At 48.7% G+C, this 18,588-nt stretch carries 20 protein-coding genes, 1 other RNA gene and 1 pseudogene; 2 read left to right on the plus strand and 20 right to left on the minus strand.

Annotation, left to right across the window (positions count from 1 at the left end; all coding sequences use genetic code 11):
- From B2751_RS03705 to B2751_RS03735, 7 genes are all read right to left on the minus strand, one after another.
- Positions 1 to 187, minus strand: a 187-nt coding sequence (locus tag B2751_RS03705) for a HisA/HisF-related TIM barrel protein (RefSeq protein ID WP_290772952.1), incomplete at its 3' end; no start/stop codon positions are given.
- On the minus strand, positions 160 to 747 hold the full coding sequence (gene hisH, locus B2751_RS03710) for an imidazole glycerol phosphate synthase subunit HisH (RefSeq protein WP_029342451.1): 588 nt from the start codon (positions 745 to 747) through the stop codon (positions 160 to 162). The genes hisH and B2751_RS03705, both read right to left, overlap by 28 nt.
- A complete protein-coding gene (hisB, locus tag B2751_RS03715; protein WP_035396348.1) occupies positions 744 to 1,325 on the minus strand; it encodes an imidazoleglycerol-phosphate dehydratase HisB in 582 nt (193 codons plus the stop codon). Before hisB ends, hisH begins: the two co-directional genes overlap by 4 nt.
- On the minus strand, positions 1,298 to 2,269 hold the full coding sequence (locus B2751_RS03720) for a pyridoxal phosphate-dependent aminotransferase (protein ID WP_023469187.1): 972 nt from the start codon (positions 2,267 to 2,269) through the stop codon (positions 1,298 to 1,300). The genes hisB and B2751_RS03720 overlap by 28 nt, the downstream gene beginning before the upstream one ends.
- On the minus strand, positions 2,269 to 3,486 hold the full coding sequence (gene hisD, locus B2751_RS03725) for a histidinol dehydrogenase (RefSeq protein WP_290772956.1): 1,218 nt from the start codon (positions 3,484 to 3,486) through the stop codon (positions 2,269 to 2,271). The genes B2751_RS03720 and hisD overlap by 1 nt, the downstream gene beginning before the upstream one ends.
- Positions 3,483 to 4,094 carry an ATP phosphoribosyltransferase gene (gene hisG / locus B2751_RS03730; protein ID WP_023469189.1) on the minus strand — a complete coding sequence of 204 codons (612 nt, stop codon included), beginning with the start codon at positions 4,092 to 4,094 and terminating at the stop codon, positions 3,483 to 3,485. The genes hisD and hisG overlap by 4 nt, the downstream gene beginning before the upstream one ends.
- The gene (locus B2751_RS03735) at positions 4,095 to 4,916 is read right to left on the minus strand and encodes an ATP phosphoribosyltransferase regulatory subunit (protein ID WP_214805352.1); all 822 of its coding nucleotides are present in this window, start codon (positions 4,914 to 4,916) and stop codon (positions 4,095 to 4,097) included.
- A gap of 122 nt (positions 4,917 to 5,038) precedes the next feature.
- Between B2751_RS03735 and hisJ the strand changes: the two genes are divergently transcribed.
- Entirely contained in the window at positions 5,039 to 5,833 is a 795-nt protein-coding gene (gene hisJ / locus B2751_RS03740; RefSeq protein ID WP_055968870.1) for a histidinol-phosphatase HisJ, read from the plus strand.
- A gap of 71 nt (positions 5,834 to 5,904) precedes the next feature.
- Here the strand turns inward: hisJ and B2751_RS03745 are convergent, their stop codons facing one another.
- The 3 genes from B2751_RS03745 to hxlA form a co-directional block, all read right to left on the minus strand.
- Positions 5,905 to 6,672 carry a hypothetical protein gene (locus B2751_RS03745; protein WP_290772959.1) on the minus strand — a complete coding sequence of 256 codons (768 nt, stop codon included), beginning with the start codon at positions 6,670 to 6,672 and terminating at the stop codon, positions 5,905 to 5,907.
- A 158-nt stretch (positions 6,673 to 6,830) separates the two neighbouring features.
- Positions 6,831 to 7,379, minus strand: coding sequence for a 6-phospho-3-hexuloisomerase (gene hxlB, locus B2751_RS03750; RefSeq protein WP_290772962.1), 549 nt, complete (start codon positions 7,377 to 7,379; stop codon positions 6,831 to 6,833).
- Complete coding sequence (gene hxlA / locus B2751_RS03755) at positions 7,380 to 8,015, minus strand: 3-hexulose-6-phosphate synthase (protein ID WP_023469194.1); 636 nt, start codon at positions 8,013 to 8,015, stop codon at positions 7,380 to 7,382.
- A gap of 204 nt (positions 8,016 to 8,219) precedes the next feature.
- Here hxlA and B2751_RS03760 point away from each other — a divergent pair, with 204 nt between their 5' ends.
- Positions 8,220 to 8,585, plus strand: coding sequence for a winged helix-turn-helix transcriptional regulator (locus B2751_RS03760; RefSeq protein WP_029342458.1), 366 nt, complete (start codon positions 8,220 to 8,222; stop codon positions 8,583 to 8,585).
- Positions 8,586 to 8,641: 56 nt separating this feature from the next.
- Here B2751_RS03760 and B2751_RS03765 read toward each other — a convergent pair whose 3' ends face one another.
- From B2751_RS03765 to B2751_RS03810, 10 genes and pseudogenes are all read right to left on the minus strand, one after another.
- Positions 8,642 to 9,151, minus strand: coding sequence for a GNAT family N-acetyltransferase (locus B2751_RS03765; protein WP_290772967.1), 510 nt, complete (start codon positions 9,149 to 9,151; stop codon positions 8,642 to 8,644).
- 21 nt (positions 9,152 to 9,172) lie between these two features.
- Positions 9,173 to 10,993: a hypothetical protein gene (locus B2751_RS03770; RefSeq protein WP_290772970.1), complete on the minus strand. Its 1,821-nt coding sequence runs from the start codon at positions 10,991 to 10,993 to the stop codon at positions 9,173 to 9,175.
- Positions 10,994 to 11,103: 110 nt separating this feature from the next.
- Positions 11,104 to 11,462: a transfer-messenger RNA gene (gene ssrA, locus B2751_RS03775) on the minus strand.
- A 58-nt stretch (positions 11,463 to 11,520) separates the two neighbouring features.
- Positions 11,521 to 11,991 carry an SsrA-binding protein SmpB gene (gene smpB / locus B2751_RS03780; protein ID WP_023469198.1) on the minus strand — a complete coding sequence of 157 codons (471 nt, stop codon included), beginning with the start codon at positions 11,989 to 11,991 and terminating at the stop codon, positions 11,521 to 11,523.
- 32 nt (positions 11,992 to 12,023) lie between these two features.
- On the minus strand, positions 12,024 to 14,378 hold the full coding sequence (rnr, locus tag B2751_RS03785) for a ribonuclease R (RefSeq protein WP_023469199.1): 2,355 nt from the start codon (positions 14,376 to 14,378) through the stop codon (positions 12,024 to 12,026).
- A gap of 14 nt (positions 14,379 to 14,392) precedes the next feature.
- Positions 14,393 to 15,133: an alpha/beta hydrolase gene (locus B2751_RS03790; RefSeq protein WP_023469200.1), complete on the minus strand. Its 741-nt coding sequence runs from the start codon at positions 15,131 to 15,133 to the stop codon at positions 14,393 to 14,395.
- A gap of 101 nt (positions 15,134 to 15,234) precedes the next feature.
- Positions 15,235 to 15,468, minus strand: coding sequence for a preprotein translocase subunit SecG (secG, locus tag B2751_RS03795; RefSeq protein ID WP_023469201.1), 234 nt, complete (start codon positions 15,466 to 15,468; stop codon positions 15,235 to 15,237).
- A 137-nt stretch (positions 15,469 to 15,605) separates the two neighbouring features.
- Complete coding sequence (rbsB, locus tag B2751_RS03800; RefSeq protein WP_290772973.1) at positions 15,606 to 16,523, minus strand: ribose ABC transporter substrate-binding protein RbsB; 918 nt, start codon at positions 16,521 to 16,523, stop codon at positions 15,606 to 15,608.
- Positions 16,524 to 16,550: 27 nt separating this feature from the next.
- Positions 16,551 to 17,418 (minus strand): annotated as a pseudogene (locus B2751_RS03805) (ABC transporter permease subunit).
- Position 17,419: 1 nt separating this feature from the next.
- A partial coding sequence (locus tag B2751_RS03810; protein ID WP_290772975.1) for a sugar ABC transporter ATP-binding protein occupies positions 17,420 to 18,588 on the minus strand: 1,169 nt, incomplete at its 5' end.

Raw genomic sequence — 18,588 nt, forward strand, 5'->3', positions numbered from 1 at the left:
TCAAGTGCAACGGTTCGCCGGCTTTCGCGCCATCAAGATCGATCAAGTGGATCGCTGTCGCCCCATCTTCCTTGAAGCGCTTCGCAATCGTCAACGCATCGCCGAAGAATGTCTGTTGGTCAAAATCTCCTTGCTTCAGGCGTACGGCCTGTCCGCTCATTAAATCGATTGCTGGGTAGAGTTGCATGTCGTCTCTCTCCATTCCTTCAGTAGTTTCAGTCCGACTTCGCCACTCTTCTCTGGGTGGAACTGCATCCCGGTGACTTGTCCTTTTTGAACGATCGCTGGAACAAGACGTCCGTATTCAACCGCGTCGACGATCCATTCTGGGTCACAAACAGCGCCGTACGAGTGGACGAAATAGACCGCTTCGCCGTGGTTCGTCAGCTGGTGCCAACCCATGTGCGGCAAGCGGACGTCGCTCGGTAGTTTTTCGATCGTTCCCGGTAAAATGCCGAGACCTTCCGTCAGTCCATCTTCGTCACTCGATTCAAAGAGCAGTTGCATCCCGAGGCAAATCCCAAGAAACGGTTTCTTTTCCGCTTGTTCTTTTAAGAAGTCGACGAGTCCCGTTTCCTTCAAGCGCTCCATTGCCGGTGCATAAGCACCGACACCCGGTAAGACGAGTGCTTCCGCTTGGTCGAGCAACTCCGTGTCACTCGTGACGATGACTGCTTCGCCGAGCTCCTTTAACGCCCGCTCGACATTCGCGATATTCCCGACGCCATAATCGACGATTGCTATCATTGATCAATCAACCCTTTCGTAGACGGTACCCCTTCGCTCGTCACGGCGACTGCCTGACGGACGGCTCGACCGAGTGCTTTGAACAACCCTTCGATCATGTGGTGTGTGTTCGAGCCATATAAGACTTCGGCATGAATCGTCATCCGGGCACTCCGTGATAAGCCTTGGAAGAACTCTTCTGCGAGTTCCGTATCAAAGTCACCGAGCTTCGGATTCTTGAAACTAGCACGGAAGACCGTGAACGGACGACCGCTGAAATCGAGCACGACCGACGCGAGTGTCTCATCCATCGGTACACGCGATTCGCCGTAGCGTTCAATCCCGGCTTTATCGCCGAGCGCTTCCGTCAACGCTGCCCCGAGGACGATCGCTGTATCTTCGACCGTGTGGTGCGCATCGATCCACGTATCACCTTTTGCTGTCACCTTCAGACCGATCCGGGCCTGAAAGGCGAATAACGTCAACATATGATCAAAGAACCCGACACCGGTCTTGATTTCAACCGGACCTCCTGCGAGATCGACCTCAACCTTGATGTCTGATTCTGCACTTACTCGTTCGCTTGCGCCACGCCGCATCGTAATTCCTCCTCTACACACGTTTCTAATACTTGCATCGCTTCTGGTGATCCACAACTGACACGGAAGGCTTGGTCAAACAAACGAATCCGTAACCCGGCGTCAGCACAACGCTGCGTAAAGCGTTCGGCTTCCGGATACTCGACATAGACGAAGTTCGCTGCACTCGGATACGTCTTGCCGATTGGCGCGAGAATCCGTTCAATTGCTTCACGGCTCGCATACGTTTCCTCTAAGACCCGATCGAGTTCCGGTTCTGCCATGATGGCGATGCCGACAGCTGCCGATAGACCAGAGACGTTATACGGTGATTTAATCTGTTCGATTTCTTCAATGATTTGTTCGCTCGCGATGACGAATCCGAGTCGAAGTGATGCGAGTCCGAACGCTTTCGAGAGCGTCCGTAAGATGATCGCTTTCGGATATTCCTCGAGTAGATGAAGCATCGACTGTTCGAGCGCGAAGTCGATATACGCCTCATCAATGACGACGTATTTGCCACTGTCGAGCAAGCGACGGATGTCTGCTTCCTTGCGAAGGACACCGGACGGATTGTGCGGGTGACTCAAGAAGATGATCTCCCCCGGTGCTGCGATCAATCCCTCGACGTCAAGCGCCATCTCGTCGAGTAGCGGTACGCGTTCGAACGGTGCCCGTGCCCGGTCAGCGTAGAACTGGTACATGACGAAGTCCGGTTCCGAGGCGATGACTGGCATCCCGGGTCCGCCGTAGCGGGCACATAAGTAGCCGATCAACTCGTCCGAGCCGTTCCCGGCGACGAGTTGCGTCGGACGGACACCGGCATACGTCGCGTACGACGCCTTGACTTGATCGATGATCTCGACAGGATATTCATTTAAAGGGAACGTTGCGATCAATTCCTGGATCGCTTCGATCCCGACTGGACTGTGGGTCGTGAATCGTTCGTTTTGGTGTAATCGCATTAGTCTTCCCTCACTTCGATGGCTTGTGCGTGTGCTTCGAGTCCTTCGACCCGGGCAACGGTCTTCGCTGCGTTCGCGAGACGTTGTACGCCTGCGCGTGTTGCTTCGAGCATCGTCTGGTGACGCAGGAACGTCCGCGCTGATAATCCAGACGCAAAACGAGCTGTGCCGGATGTCGGTAAGACGTGGTTCGTTCCAGCGACGTAATCGCCGAGCGTTTCCGGTGTCTCGTGACCGAGGAAGATCATCCCAGCGTGACGGATCGACTTGACGACCTCTTGCGGATTGGCAACGGCAAGTTCCAAGTGTTCCGCTGCGAGACGGTTCGCTTCTTCGATTGCTGTTTCGAGTGGAGCAACGAAGACGCCACCGTTTTCCATCGCACGACGGGCAATCTCTTGACGCGGCAATTGCTGTAAGCGCCGCTCGATTTCTGCATCCACCGCTTGTTTCATCTCTTCCGTTGGCACGAAGGCGATCGCGACAGCGTCACGGTCGTGTTCGGCTTGCGCAAGGAGGTCGGCTGCAATCCGGTCCGGATGCGCTGTTTCGTCCGCGATGACGACAACTTCCGATGGACCGGCAACCGAGTCGATGCCAACAATCCCGTAGACTTGGCGTTTTGCTTCAGCAACGAAGCGGTTTCCGGGTCCGACGATCAAGTCAACGGCTTGGATACTTTCTGTTCCAAATGTCAGCGCGGCGACCGCTTGCGCTCCACCGATCGTATAGATTTCTGTCACACCAGCGATCCGTGCCGCAACGAGAACCTCGTCACTTAAGTTCGTCATTGGCGTCACCATGACGACACGTTCGACACCGGCAACTTTCGCTGGAATGGCGTTCATCAAGACGGTCGACGGATAACTTGCTGCACCACCCGGTACGTAGATCCCGACCGAATCGACGGGAACGAAACGTTGACGTCGTGTCACGTCTGCTTCGACGAGTTCGATGTCAGACGGAAGTTCCTGCTCGTGCCACTCGACGAGTCGTGTCGCCATCAACTTCAACGAGTCGATCAAATTGGCGTCTGCCTGTTCAAACGCTTGCGCGATCCGTGTTTCACTGAGGCGGAAATCTTCAAGATCGACCTGATCGAATTGGTTCGTATAATCGCGGACAGCAGCGTCACCGTCTGTTGCGACGCGTTCGAGAATCGCGCGGACCGCGAGCTCCGTGTCGCGATCGATGCTGAAAGGTTTTGTCGGTGTCATGATCGTGTCACTCCTTCTGTCAATTGCTCGAGCAAGCGGATGACTTCCACCCGCTTCCGTTTTAACGTCCATTCGCTCGTAAAGAATCGAGCGCTGATATCGATGATTTTTTCGTATTCATTTAGTCCGTTCGCCCGTAACGTCTCACCTGTCTCGACGATATCGACGATTGCGTCAGCAAGACCAAGTAACGGTGCTAGTTCAACGGATCCGTTCAACGGTACGATGTCGACGTCGACACCGAGTTCGCTGAAGTAGCGTTTTGCGATGACCGGATACTTCGTCGCGATCCGGACGCGGCGTCCGCCTTCGAATTGCAACGGTTCCTTTGCACAGACGGACATCCGGCAGACACCGAACGGTAATTCTGCGAGTTCCGATAGTTCTTGATCCGATTCCAGTAGGATATCACTGCCGGTGATCGCGACATCGAGAACGCCTTGGGCAACATACGGGATCAAATCCGATCCTTTCATGAAGACGAATTCGTGCTCGCCCCGTTTGACGATTAGTTCGCGTTCAATGGCTCCCCATGTCTCGACGCCAGCTTCTTTCAGATAACGTTCTGTCGCTTTCGACAGCCGTCCTTTCGTAATTCCGATTCGCATTTAGAGCACCTCCGCCAACCGTTCGACCGAGAATCCGATGCCGAACGCCTGTTGTTCTTGTCCGAATTGTTCATAGAGCCGGTCGTAGCGTCCACCGACGAGGACGGGTTCCGTCACACCTTCGATGAAACCGTGGACCGTGATCCCGTCATAGTACGTCTGTAAGCCCATTTGACCGAAGTCGAGATCGGCATTGACGGCTTCCGCGAGATCAAGCACGGCATTGAGTCGTGTTTCGTCAACGTACGGTAAGATCGTCTCTGCTCCTTCGCGTCCGAATAATAAAGGAAGTTTCGCGAGTAAAGCATCATCCAGTTGACCCGCGATCCGCTTCAGTTCGATGACGTTACGTAAACGGAGCATCTGCGTCACTTGGTCGCGTAAGTGGTGATCACCGACACGTGTCTCGATCAAATGCTCGATTAGACCAGCATCACCAATTGAGAGGGTGACTTCTTTTCCTGTCAGTTCCTCGACGAGTCGGACCGCGAGTTGGATTGCTTCGACTTCTGCGATTTGTCCCCGTTCCTCGAATCCGACCTGGAACTTCTCTTCCGGTTGAAAGACGGAGCCACTGTAGAAGACACGTTTATATTGTTCGCGACCGCGTTCGCTGAGTGCACGTGCGACACTAGTCGTAAAATCCATCCGAATCTGTTCCCGTCCACCGATTTCCTCAATTAAGGGGGTGATTAATCGGGTATAGTTAGATTGTTCGAGTCCATCTTCGAGCTGACGGATGACCTGCTGGAGCCGCGTTGCCGAGGCACCGACATAGTCCGTCGCTCCATCCTTGAGTCGAATCGTAGAAAATGATTGCATACTCCCACTCCTTTATCTTATTATCACTGTACCACGCTAAATTATTTAACGATAAGATACCGCGTTTGGGGCACATTGTCAATCGCTTTGCTTGCCAATTCTAAAAAATCGGAGGGTTACTCATGCAATTATTGAAATGGGACGGTCACGTCCACAGTCCATATTGTCCACACGGTACGAAGGATCCACTTGAAGCCTACATCGAGCGTGCCTTAGAGCAAGGCTTAGAACGGATCAGCTTCACGGAACATGCCCCTTTACCTGAAGGTGTGACGGATCCTGCGCCAGATAACGATTCCGGAATGTCGTTCGCGACAGCCGATGCCTACCTGAAGGAATTGACGCAACTCCGCGAGACATACAAGAATCAGATTGATATCCGGATCGGGATGGAGTTCGACTACTGGGAAGGGCATGTCGACGGTACGCGTGACATCATTGCCCGCTACGCTGACGTCTTAACCGACGGCATTCTCTCACTGCATTACTTATACATCGATGAGCAATATTACGGCGTCGACTTCAGCAAGGAAAGCTTCGGTGAGATCGTCACGAAACTCGGAAGCGTCACGGCGGTACACGAACGCTATTATGAAGGCATCCAAGCCCTCGTCATGACGGACCTCGGTGCACACCAGCCGAAGCGCCTCGGTCACTTAACGTTACCGACGAAATTCATCCAAGCCTATCCGCTTGAGTCGAACCCAACGAACCTCGACGACACGTTACGGAAGATCCGTCAGGCGAACTTCACACTCGACGTCAACACGGCAGGACTCCGGAAGCCGTTATGTGGTCTTTCCTATCCTTACCCGGAACTCTTGCAAGTCACGCAGTCGTTATCGATTCCGCTCGTCTATGGATCAGATGCCCATCTCGCAAAAGATGTCGGTGCTGATTTTGATTTCAAATGGTAAGAACGTAAATAGATAAAAGATCGCGCGCTTCACTTACTCTGACAGGAGTTGTGTAAAGCGTGCGATCTTTTTTATTCTGTTTCGCTATACGGAAACGATCCTGACGTGACGGGTGGCAATGATGCCGCAAGTATTTTAAGGCGATCAACTGATACATTACCGGCTAACAAAACCGTCTGTTCGCCGTCTTGATAAAACAAGCTAGCTTCTCGTTTCGTCTCATGGACGTAAGCTTCTATTCCATTCGCCAATGTCACGACCTCCGACGGTTTGCTGTCAATCGGTTGCTGCGGGAGCTTCGAAACCGTAAGGATTGATTCTTTTCCAGCAAACGTCCATGTGATTGGCGCGTCTTCCGCATCACTCCAACTCATTTCGTTCGTTGTGAATGTCGAAAATGGGAGCTTCAAGCCACGTGATTCCGAGCGTTCCGTTGTAACAGGTCCTGTCGCAGGAAGAACACCAGTTAATATCCAGCGATCAGACTGTTCATAAAACAAAACGATGTAATGATGTGGTCCTTCCGGAGACTGCAGCGTGACTATCGCTTTTTGACCAAGAATCGCTTCCGACAAGATATCATCATTAGTCGGTACGGCGGTTTGTCCGTTTTTATAGGTCAGCTGTATTTGCTCGACGCTCGCTTTGCCTGGTGTATCTGCATCGACGGAGGGCTCTTTAATTAAAATTTCTTCGATTTCATCTTGTCCTTTAGTTGGTTTCACGGATGCAACTTCTGCAGATGGTTTTACAGCATGATCTTTTGTCTCCGTTGCACATCCCGATAAGACGCAACTACTGATCAATACGACAGTTGTCATCGACTTCATAGAACGCATTCCTTCCCCTCCTACCATCCCTTTACTTCTTTTAGTATGGCAGGTCGGTTCCTGCTAGTATCTGAACAAATTCGCACAAACAGGAAATGTTTTATTGAAAATCAAGTCAAAAAAGACCGGTAAACGTATCGCATACGTCTATCGGTCTTTCGGTTTTGCTATTCTAAGTTGGCATGCTTCCCATACATCGTTTGCGAATCGAGTTGCTTCTCTTCCATGATCTGCAGAATCAAGGCATCATAGAACAACAACATCGTCTGTTCGAACAACGATCCCATCGGTTGAACCGTCTCGTCCGCTGATGCCGTATGGTCTTTTGGAACTCCAGGCAATTGGACGACCAAGTCGGCTAATCGCGCTAACGTTGACGTCGGATTGATCGTGACGACGGCAACCGTTCCACCGAGTTGCTGTGCTTTCTCGACGATTGGAACCAATGTTTTCGTCTCACCCGATCCGGAACCGACGATTAACACGTCACCCTCGCGTAAATTCGCCGTGACCGTCTCGCCGACGACATACGCGTCGAGTCCCATGTGCATCAGCCGCATGACGAACGCTTTCCCCATCAAGCCGGAGCGACCGGCTCCTGCGAGAAAGATTCGGTTCGCTTGAAGCACAGCGTCTGCCAGTTCTTTCGTCTCCGTCTCATCGATCGCTTCGACCGTCGATGTCAGTTCTTTGATAATCGTTTGGATATGTGTCATTTACGCCTCTTGCAGCATCCGGTGCATCGTTGACGCTGTCTCTTGTTTATCGTCTTGTCCCGTGATCCCACCACCGACGATGATCAAATCAGGACGTGCCGCGATGACTTCCGGTAACGTCTCCATCTTGATACCACCCGCAACAGCTGTTTTTGCGTTTGTCACAACCGATTTGATTGTCGCGAGATCCTCGAACGAGTTTTGACCGACTGCTTGGAGATCGTAACCTGTGTGGACACAGATGTAGTCGACGCCTAACGCATCGAGTTCTTTCGCACGTGTTGCGATATCTTTCACGGCAATCATGTCGACGAGAATCTGTTTGCCTGATTTTTTCGCTTCTTCGACTGCCCCTTTAATTGACATGTCTTCCGCCGCACCAAGGATCGTCACGATGTCAGCGCCGTGTGCGACCGCTTGGCTGACTTCGTAGCCGGCAGCGTCCATGATCTTCAAGTCAGCGAGGACCGTTAAGTTCGGGAACGCGGCTTTCATTTCTTTAACGGCGCGGAGCCCTTCGTTGATGACGACCGGTGTGCCGATCTCAACGATGTCTAAATTGTCTTCCCCGATTTCTTTGACTAAAGCGATTGCACCTGCTGTATCGACTAAATCGATGGCGAGTTGTAATTTCATTTTGTATCTCTCCCATTCTTCTCTGTATTGTCGTACCTGACACTTCCTTCAGACATTCAAGAAGGAACAGGACTAAATATAATCCGCAGGAGCATTCTTGAGAAGTACGCACTTTTAATTTACATAGTGCGGTTTTTCATACATAGTGCGGTAAAGTATACTGTCGACCGGAAGAAAGACTATACTGGAGCAGGAGGTGGAACGATGCCACATTTTGAAGACCGTCAGTTTAACTGTGAGAAGGAATTGACCCTCTCGATCATCGGGGGGAAATGGAAGATGCTCATTCTTTGGCACTTAGGCAAGGAAGGAACAAAACGCTTCGGGGAACTGAAAAGTCTGATGCCCGGGATCACGCAACGGATGCTTGTCAATCAACTGCGGGAACTTGAAGATCACCACATCATTCACCGGGAAGTCTACCCGGTCGTACCACCGAAGGTCGAATATTCGTTGACGCCACACGGTCATAGCTTAATGCCGATTTTAGATGCGATGTATGACTGGGGAAAAGATTATGCGAAAAACGTCTTGGAGATTGACTTCGAACAACAAAAGATATCACCATAAAAAAGATGCTCATGGTCTCGTCTCTATTCAGAGATAAGCCCACGGAGCATCTTTTTTTAGGATTCTTCTGTCGTATAGATTTTCGACATCGCCAGTTCATCTACGTATTCGCCATCGATGAAGAGTGATGCAATGCGTGTTCCTTCAATGTTAAAGCCAAACTTATGATAGAGCTCGATTGCCCGCAAGTTATCCTTGCGAACCGTCAACTCGAGTCGGACGAGTCCTGCTTCAATGGCAAAGGCATCCACCGCTTCAAGTAGACCTACACCGAGTCCACGACCCGTATAGGCATCGAGCAATCCGATGACTAGGTTCGCCCGGTGACGAATCCGACTCGGCTCACCACCAACGACGAGAACATACCCAACGAGTTGCTCGTCGACATCCACGACAAAGATATCCGAGTTCGCAGCCTGACCGAACTTCTCGATGAACGCCTCCGCCTGTTCCGTTGACAGGACGCGTTCCTCCGGCTCATACAACATATATTTCGTTTCCCGATCAATGCGTCGCATCAAGTCCGATAAGGTTTTCCCGTCCATCAGCGTGGCACGTCGTATCATAGGTTTTAGCTCCTTTTCTACTTACTTGTTTGAAATTAAATACACACTCTTAATATCTGTAATTACTGTTTTAATACTATTCATACTATCTATACTTTTATGATTACATAAATATTGTAGAATTGAGAAATGTATTTTTTTCACAATATCATGTAACAACTCCAAACTTCTTTCGTATCTATGTTCTTGTACTATTTTCCCTCTATTTTTATGTGCAATAAATTCATTTCTCAAACTTCCAATGTCATAAATTATCTCTTTATAGTTTGAATATATCGCACTAAAAAATTCAGACTTTTCAATTTCAGTCATTGCTTTAATTTCTTCTTTTGAGGCTATTATGTTGGAATAAGTAGCAGGAAAATATGCTGAATACTCAACGATTTTTCCGATTTTATCTTGCTTAGTAATAACCTCTAAAATATTCCACAATTTCAATATTTTATCTTCTACATTCTCTAATATTAAAGACTCTTTGTATAGATTTAAAGAATAAAAGAATCTGTGTAATAAATCATTTTCTATTAAATCTGATTTTAGTTTCTGAATATTTTTATAAAAATCAATTTTTCCTAAAGTTTCACTATTATCTAAAGGATATCTGTATTTTTTCTTAAAACCATTTGTTGCAATACTATATTTTTTATTTTCATCTATAATTATACAGAATGCCTCATTCCAATTAAAGGAAGTTTTGAACGGAATATTCTCTTGGAAATATATAATATCTATTAATTCAGACATTTTGTTTTTTACTCCTATTTTAGAATATTCTAAATCTAAATTATTACTTGTAGTATTACAATTAAAATAATATAAATTATCATTATCTAGAATAATATTTTTAACATTTACTTTTTGGGATAACTCCTTAATCTTTTTAAGTACAACCTCTTTTTTCAAGACACTAAATTCTTCTGTGATTATTGAACTTTCTATATAACCTATATGGCAAGGAACAAACCATTGAAAAGTGTAATCTTTATACAAAAGATTCTCTATAAATAGTTCAGTATAATCACAACTATTTTTTTTCGAAAAATATATATTCATCTCTTCTAAAACGTTCAATTTTGTAACTTCAGAAATTATAGAGAATAAATCTATAGTCAATCTTTCTTTGTTCAGAATTATATAAGCGTCGATATCCATTTTAAATACAAAATTTAATTCTTTAACTATATTGATTATTTTATCTGTCATGTCATTTTGATTATCTATTTTTATACAAATCTTATTAAACTCAATTATGCTTTCATTTTTCTCAATAATATCATCTGTTAATTTGATTTGAAGCATATCCCTGAAAATTGATTTAAAGAACTTGCAGATCAAAGATAGTCTTTCCTCATTATTGAAATGATTCAGATAAATTATTGTTTTATCAAAAAATAAATTAGTATAAATATCACTTCTAAATTTTTTAAATTGATTTTCTAAAAAAGTAAAAGAAAATTCATCATTCACGTTGACTTTTCCGGCTAACGCATTAAATTCTATTAATTTTTTTTCATAAAGATTTAATGTAGAAGAAAAGTCTTCATTTTTATTAATAGACTCGAATGGAAAAGTTAAAAGTGATTTCCCTGCTTCTATGAATATTTGCTCCAGTAATTGACTTCTTACATTTGTATTTAATTCCAAAAAATTAAATACATTTTTTATAGATAACTCTTTTTCGATTTCTTTGAAGATAAATTGCATTTGTTTAATTTGAAAACTAAAGAATCTTTTTTCAAAATCCGTATTAGATAGAGTAATGAATAAATCATGAAAGATTATCTTATTAATTTCTAAATTAAATGTTATCTCAAATTGTGAATTACTAGAATATGTACGCATTAATTTCTCCTTTTATTTCCATTAATCATATATAAATTTATATCGAAAAAAAGTGCCACATCCATTTACTTTACAGGATGTGACACTTTTGAAATCCTTAAGATTTCAGGGTATGGAGACGGTGGGAGTCGAACCCACGTCCGAAGGCATCGTATACTTAAGCTTCTACGTGTGTAGTCAATTTATTGGGATCTCGTCGTCAGGCTGCCAATTGACAGGCGTCCGTCCGACCAGTCTGATTCCATCTCTTCTCTTTCCCTCCAGACGGAAGGGTCCAAGCGTAGCCTGTTTAAAGTGAGACCCTAGAAATCAGCCGACCAGGCGACAGCTGCTAGGATCCGCAGTTGCTATTACGCTGCTGCGAGTTGTGTGTTAGTTTTGCCAGTTATGGCTGGTGCGTTTTAACGAGGCCGACCCCTCGACACGCCACAGAAGACCGAACTACCCCCGTCGAATCCGTAACGTCCCCAAGATAATAAATTGGGGCTTTCCGAATATTAATATTCTAGCAGAAAAGTGTTACGGGTTCAATACTTTTGCTTATCGCGTAATGCTCGTTCAATATCACGCTTCGCATCCTTCTTCTTCAAATCATCGCGTTTATCGAATTTCTTCTTCCCGCGTCCGAGTCCGATCAAGCATTTCGCATATCCGTTCTTGATGTAGACCTTCAGCGGCACGATCGTATAACCGTCGCGTGAGACCGCACCAATCAAGTTCGCAATCTGTTTCTTGTGCAGCAACAGCTTCCGTGGGCGGAGCTGTTCATGGTTGTAGCGGTTCCCCTGTTCGAAGTGGGCGATGTTCGAATTCCAGAGAATCGCTTCTCCCCCGTCGAACCGGACGAATGCATCACCGATACTGATCTTTCCTTTACGGACCGATTTGATCTCCGTTCCCGTCAAGACGAGACCGGCTTCAATCGTATCCTCGATCGCATAATCGAACGAGGCCCGTTTGTTGTTCGCTAAGACTTTCGAATCTGTTCCCTTTGGCATGTTCGTTCACCACATTTCCGATGCGGAAGCGCTTATTTGCGCTTCCGTTTCTTATTCGAGACCGCCTTATGGAACGGCGGTTTATCTTTCTTATTCTTTAACGAGAATCCTTTTCCTTTGCTTTGGTCGCTCTTACCTGACCGTTTCTTGCCACGACGATCATCTTTCTTCTTGTCGTCGCGCTTTTGTCCCGGACGTCCACCGCTTGAACGGATCGTCTTCGACTCGAACCGCTTCTTCGGTTGCCGTTCTGGCATTCCGACGACGCTGAAGTCGATCGTCCGTTCATCGATGTTGACGTTCGTGACCTTGATCTCAACGACGTCACCGATCCGGAACTGCTGCTTCGTCCGCTCACCGATCAGCTGATAGTTTGCTTCATCGTAACGGTAGAAGTCATCCGTCATCGCTTGAATGTGGACGAGTCCTTCGATCGTGTTCGGCAATTCGACGAACATTCCGAAGTTCGTCACACCACTGACGACGCCTTCAAACGTCTCACCGATGTGTTGCTCCATATACTCGGCTTTCTTCAACGCGTTCGTTTCCCGCTCCGCATCAACCGCACGACGCTCGCGTTTCGACGAGTGATCAGCGATCTCAGGTAAGATTTCCGAGTAACGGTCTTGCGTCTTTTGCGATTTGTCATTGTAGATGACGTATTCACGGAGCAGACGGTGGACCATTAAGTCTGGGTACCGGCGGATCGGCGACGTGAAGTGCGTGTAGTAGTCCGTCGACAGACCGAAGTGACCAATCGGTTCGATGTCGTATTTCGCTTGTTGGAGCGATCGGAGCATAACTGTACTGACGACGGCTTCTTCCGGCTCGCCTTCAACAGCGTTCAGAATCGATTGCAACGTTTTCGGTGCAACTGACTCACCCTTGCGTTCGACGTTGATGCCGAAGTTACCGATGAACTTGAAGAACGTATCGAGACGTTCAGCTTTTGGCTCATCGTGGATCCGGTACATGAACGGTAGTTTTTGACGCTGGATGTGCTCGGCGACCGTTTCGTTCGCTGCGAGCATGAACTCTTCGATCAGCTTCTCGGCGACCGACCGTTCCCGGAGGATGATCTCACTCGTCTTGCCTTCTTCGTTGACGAGGACCTTCGCTTCTGGGAAGTCAAAGTTGATCGCCCCACGACGGGAGCGGCGTTCGCGCAGGATTGCTGCGAGTTCCGCCATCTTGTCGAAGTACTCGACGAGATCTTGGTACTTCGCGATCACTTCCTCGTCTTCGCGTTCGATGATTTTCCGGACGTCCGTGTACGTCATCCGTTCCGTCGTCTTGATGACACTCTGGAAGATTTCATGGTTGACGACAGCACCGTTCGCATCGATTTCCATGATACAGCTGAGCGTCAAACGATCGACGTGCGGATTGAGCGAACAGATCCCGTTCGATAGACGGTGCGGAATCATCGGGATGACACGGTCGACGAGATAAACACTCGTTCCGCGCTCACGCGCTTCTTCGTCGAGTGCCGAATCTTCTTTGACGTAATGCGAGACGTCGGCGATGTGGACACCAAGCTCGAAGTTGCCGTTCGCTAACTTTTTGACGTGAACCGCATCATCGAGGTCTTTTGCGTCCGCTCCGTCAATTGTCACCGTCAATTCGTTCCGTAGATCAACGCGTCCGACTAAATCCTTCTCATCGATTTGATCCGGTACAGCATTCGCCTCAGCGATCGCTTCCGGTGAAAAGTCGACGTTGATGCCGTGCTTGTGGACGATCGACAAGATGTCGACGCCTGGATCATTTTTGTGACCGATAATTTTTAAGACTTTCGCCGTTCCGGCGTAGCGACCGTCTGGATACTTCGTGATCCGGGCGAGGACTTTATGCCCATCGACGGCACCGAGCGTATCATCGTTTGCGACGACCGGTAAGAACGTCAGCTTCGTATCATCCGGTTCGATGTAAGCGATCGATTCGATCCGTCCTTTTGGACTGACGAACGTCCCGACGAAATCGGCTGGTCCGCGTGAGAGAATCTTGAGCAGCTTCCCTTCACGACGGTCGCCGCCGTTTGACTCGGCAAACACTTTGACGAGGACACGATCGCCGTTATAGACGTTCTTCAGTTCCGGTGCTGGTAAGAAGATATCGCCTTCTGAGCCGTCTTCCGGTGAGACGAAACCGAAACCGCGTTGGTGGACGGAAATCTTCCCTGCGACTTGACCGATTTGCGCGAGCGTTCCGTACTTGTTCGAGCGTGTCCGGGCGATCAGCGCTTCGTCTTCCATCGCGTTCAGCGTCCGGATCAATTCCTTGAATGCTTCCGTATCCGCTAGTTCTAGTTTTTTCGTTAATTGATCAATCGACAACGGACGTTCTTCCGTCGTGATGACCGTTAGTATTCGTTCACGTAATTCCAACGTGACACCTCCAGTTACTTGCTCCAGTTCAATGACTCCAGGAAGTCCAAGATGTCAGAGTGGAGCTGGTCTTTTTCTTTGTCGAGCGTAATGACGTGACCTGAGTTCTCATACCAGATCAGCTCTTTTTGGAAGGCACTGACTCCATCATGGATGATGTTCGCGGAGTCGGTGTTGATCATGTGATCATTGCGTGCTTGGACGACGAGCGTCGGTGCGTAGACGTCCTCAAGCGAGTCGCGTGTCTCGCGCAGCAGTTCCTGTAAGTCCTTCAAGGTCGGCATCGGTTCGAAGGATGCCATCTCGTGGTCGATCTCTTCTTGTGATTTGCCTTCTCGCTTCTTGAATTCTCGTGCGTACTCGGTGACTCCTGCATACATGACTTCTTCACTTTTGATGTAGGCGGGTGCACACATCGGGATGACCGCTTTGACCGGACGGTTCATCGATAACTTCAACGACATGACGCCACCGAGCGACAGTCCACAAACGGCGATTTCGTCATAGCCTTTATCGACGAGTTCCTGATATCCGGCAAGGACATCCTGCCACCAGTCGGCTGGCCCGGTCTTCGTCAGCTCTTCGGGTGGGGCAGCGTGCCCTTTATATTGTGGTGCGAGGGACGTATAGCCCTGCTTTTGCAAATAGCGACCGAGGATGCGGACATCCGCGCTCGATCCTGTGAATCCATGTAATAGTAAAACGGCACGTGGGCCGGCTTCGAAAAAGAATGGTTTTGGTAAAGTGATTTTCATAAAATGATTCCCCCTCTAACTCTATACCCCATATCCGGAAAAAATGAATATCGAGAAATACAAAAAACGACAGCGCGATCATACGGCTGTCGTTTCAATGCTCACTTATAAAAAGCGACGAGTAACGCCAAAATGAAGAGTAATGCTCCTAAGATAGACGCCACACGATTTAGGACCGCATCCAAGCCACGAGCTTTTTGGCGACCAAATAATTGTTCTGCTCCACCCGTCAATGCTCCGAGTCCGGTCGTACGACCCGACATCAATAGAACGACGATGATGAGAAGAACGGAAACGACGATGAGGCCGACAAGAGCCACGTTATGAATGATCATCGATGATCCTCCTTCAGTAATATACGCTTCTTTCATTATAGAGAAAAACAAGTACGGGAACAAGGAATAGATTTAGGAACTTTTTCCTGCCTGACGAAAAGAGACACCTGAATCATTGACTCAGGTGTCTTATCTCCTTATTGTTTGATCAATTCGAGATCAACTGGGATGTTCTTCTCGACTTTGTCGCCTTTTAGGTGCTTGATTGCTGTCTCGACACCCATTTTTCCGATCTCAGTCGGTTTTTGAGCGATCGTTCCTGCCATTTTTCCGTCTTTGACGGCTTTGACGGCATCATCCGTTGCATCGAAGCCGATGACTTTGACATCGTTCAGACCCGCTGCTTTTAACGCTTCGACCGCACCGAGAGCCATTTCATCATTGTGAGCGAAGACGGCTTTGATGTCTTTGTTGTTTTGAAGGATGTTCTCCATGACCGACAATCCTTTTGCCCGGTCGAAGTTTGCTGCTTGTTTTGCGACGACGTCAAGTTTACCATCGACTGCTTCATGGAATCCTTTACCACGGTCACGAGTTGCGGATGCTCCTGGAATCCCTTCAAGCTCCACGACTTTTGCTTTGTCGCCGACGAGTTTGATCATGAACTCACCTGCTTGTTTCCCACCAGCGACGTTATCCGACGCGATGTGTGCGACGACGTCGCCTGCTTCTGCATTGCGGTCAACTGTGATGACTGGGATGTTCGCATCGTTAGCTGTTTGGACGGCTGCACCAACTGCTGCTGAATCCGTTGGGTTGATCAAAATGAGATCGACTTTCTTTTGAACCATGTCTTCGATATCGCTTGCTTGTTTTGCCGCATCATCTTGTGCATCGGCGACTTGAAGCGTTGCGCCTTGTGCTTTGGCTTCTTGTTCTGCCCCTTCTTTTAACGAGACGAAGAATGGGTTGTTGAGGGTTGAAATCGAAAGACCAATCTTGAAGTCCTTCGTCTTTTTCTTCGTATCACCGTTGCTGCTGCCCGGTTGTTCCGTCGAACAGGCGGCTGCGAAGACCATTAATGCCATCATGACGACTGCAAGTAGTTTTTTCATCTGTAAATCCTCCTTTTTGAGTGTGGGTTATGCTGCTTGTTTCCGGTCCGCGAGTACCGCGAACAAAATGACTAAACCTTTGACGACGAGTTGGAAGAACGAGGAGACACCAAGCAAGTTAAGTCCGTTGTTCAGTGTTCCGATGATCAAGGCACCGATCAAGGTACCGACAATCCAGCCACGACCACCTGAGAGGCTCGTCCCACCAAGGACGACCGCTGCGATGGCGTCGAGTTCGTACGATGTCCCCGCCGTCGGCTGTGCCGAGTTCAGACGAGACGTCAGGATGATTCCGGCAAGTGCCGCCATCAACCCTGAGAGGGAGTAAATCATGATTTTGACTTTATTGACTTGAATCCCCATCAACTTTGCTGCTTCTTCGTTACCACCAATCGCATACGTATAGCGACCGAACGTCGTCTTCTTCAAGATGAAGTAGAGAACCGCGAAGGCGATCAACATCGTTAGAACCGGTACTGGGAAGATCCAGAAGTAGCCGCGTCCGAACAGTTCGAACCAGCCACCTTGGCTCAGACCAGTGATTGGTTTCCCGTCCGTATAGACGAGCGTCAATCCGCGGAAGATCGTCATCGTCGCAAGTGTNNGTTCCGTCCGTCATCAGACCCGCGACGAAGGCGGACGAGAGGGCGAGAATCGAGCCAACTGATAAATCAATCCCACCTGTCAGAATGACGAACGTCATCCCGAAGGCAATCAAGGCATTGATCGAGACTTGCCGTAAGATGTTAAATAGATTATTCAGTGTTAAAAAGTCCGGTTCCATGATCGAGACGACGAGGACGATCGCGAACAATCCTGCGAGTGGTCCAAGCTTTTGTCCGATCCCAAGACGTCTCGGTTTTGCTTCCGTTACCTTGCCTTGCATCAATTCCATATCATTGTCCTCCTGTCGCAAGTGTCATGATGCTTTCTTGCGTCGCTTCCTGTCGTGTCAACATGCCGCTCATCTTGCCTTCGCGCATGACGTAGACCCGGTCGCTCATCCCGAGAATCTCCGGGAGGTCCGAGCTGACCATGATGATCGCGACACCCGCCGCAGCGAGTTCGTTCATGATGAGATAAATCTCTTTCTTCGCCCCGACGTCGACACCACGTGTCGGTTCGTCGAGGATCAAGACTTCCGGTTGTGTCCCGAGCCATTTCGCGAGGACGACCTTTTGTTGGTTCCCACCGGACAATGACTTCGCCGGCTGGTCCATCGAGCTGTGCCGGACCGAAAGTGACTTCAAATATCCTTCCGCGAAATCGCGTTCTGCCTGATCCTTGATGACACCAGACCGGGATAACGAACGAATCGTTGGCAGTGAGATGTTCTCGCGCAGTGAAAAGTCGAGGAACAAGCCTTCGCCTTTGCGGTCTTCGGTCAAAAAGCCGATTCCTTGGCGAATCGCATCGTATGGTGTCTTGATTTTCAGCAACTGTCCGTTCAGTTCAATCGTTCCCTCTTTCAGGCGATCGACCCCGAACAGCCCGCGCATGACTTCCGTCCGCCCAGCGCCCATCAAACCTGAGAAGCCGATGATTTCACCCGCCTTGACGGAGAACGAGACATCGTCAAACCGTTTCCCGCTCGCCTGTTTGACCTCAAGGACGGTCTCACCGATCGACACATCACGGTCCGGATACCTTTCGCCCATCTCACGACCGACCATCTCTCGGACGATCTGTTCGAACGATGTCTCGGGAATCGCGTGCGTCGAGACGGAGATCCCGTCCCGTAAAACGGTGATCCGGTCACAAAGCTCAAAGATTTCCTCCATCCGGTGCGAGATATAAACGATCGAAACACCTTGATTGCGCAGTGCCGTCGCGACGCTGAACAAGGCGCGAATTTCCCGCTCTGTCAGTGCGGCTGTCGGTTCATCCATGATGATGACCTTCGCGTCCGTCATCAAAGCTTTTGCGATCTCGATCATCTGTTGCTGACCGACCGATAACGTCCGAGCGAGTTGATCGACGTCCATGAAGACGTTCAATTCGGCGAGTTCACGTTCTGCCTGCCGCTTCATCTCCCCTTGCTTGAGAATCCCGAAGCGTGACTTCA

Origin of the sequence: Exiguobacterium sp. UBA6282 (assembly GCF_002440475.1) — a bacterium.
GTDB lineage: Bacteria > Bacillota > Bacilli > Exiguobacteriales > Exiguobacteriaceae > Exiguobacterium_A.

Bases quoted from the DNA above. Each gene is read 5' to 3' on its own strand.
- hisH (WP_029342451.1), bottom strand. From the start codon at position 747: ATGATAGCAATCGTCGATTATGGCGTCGGGAATATCGCGAATGTCGAG.
- hisJ (WP_055968870.1), top strand. From the start codon at position 5,039: ATGCAATTATTGAAATGGGACGGTCACGTCCACAGTCCATATTGTCCA.
- B2751_RS03790 (WP_023469200.1), bottom strand. From the start codon at position 15,133: ATGAAAATCACTTTACCAAAACCATTCTTTTTCGAAGCCGGCCCACGT.
- B2751_RS03765 (WP_290772967.1), bottom strand. From the start codon at position 9,151: ATGATACGACGTGCCACGCTGATGGACGGGAAAACCTTATCGGACTTG.
- hxlA (WP_023469194.1), bottom strand. From the start codon at position 8,015: ATGAAATTACAACTCGCCATCGATTTAGTCGATACAGCAGGTGCAATC.
- B2751_RS03745 (WP_290772959.1), bottom strand. From the start codon at position 6,672: ATGCGTTCTATGAAGTCGATGACAACTGTCGTATTGATCAGTAGTTGC.
- B2751_RS03760 (WP_029342458.1), top strand. From the start codon at position 8,220: ATGCCACATTTTGAAGACCGTCAGTTTAACTGTGAGAAGGAATTGACC.
- rbsB (WP_290772973.1), bottom strand. From the start codon at position 16,523: ATGAAAAAACTACTTGCAGTCGTCATGATGGCATTAATGGTCTTCGCA.
- B2751_RS03720 (WP_023469187.1), bottom strand. From the start codon at position 2,269: ATGCGATTACACCAAAACGAACGATTCACGACCCACAGTCCAGTCGGG.
- hxlB (WP_290772962.1), bottom strand. From the start codon at position 7,379: ATGACACATATCCAAACGATTATCAAAGAACTGACATCGACGGTCGAA.
- secG (WP_023469201.1), bottom strand. From the start codon at position 15,468: ATGATCATTCATAACGTGGCTCTTGTCGGCCTCATCGTCGTTTCCGTT.
- smpB (WP_023469198.1), bottom strand. From the start codon at position 11,991: ATGCCAAAGGGAACAGATTCGAAAGTCTTAGCGAACAACAAACGGGCC.
- hisG (WP_023469189.1), bottom strand. From the start codon at position 4,094: ATGCGAATCGGAATTACGAAAGGACGGCTGTCGAAAGCGACAGAACGT.
- B2751_RS03770 (WP_290772970.1), bottom strand. From the start codon at position 10,993: ATGCGTACATATTCTAGTAATTCACAATTTGAGATAACATTTAATTTA.
- hisB (WP_035396348.1), bottom strand. From the start codon at position 1,325: ATGCGGCGTGGCGCAAGCGAACGAGTAAGTGCAGAATCAGACATCAAG.
- hisD (WP_290772956.1), bottom strand. From the start codon at position 3,486: ATGACACCGACAAAACCTTTCAGCATCGATCGCGACACGGAGCTCGCG.
- B2751_RS03735 (WP_214805352.1), bottom strand. From the start codon at position 4,916: ATGCAATCATTTTCTACGATTCGACTCAAGGATGGAGCGACGGACTAT.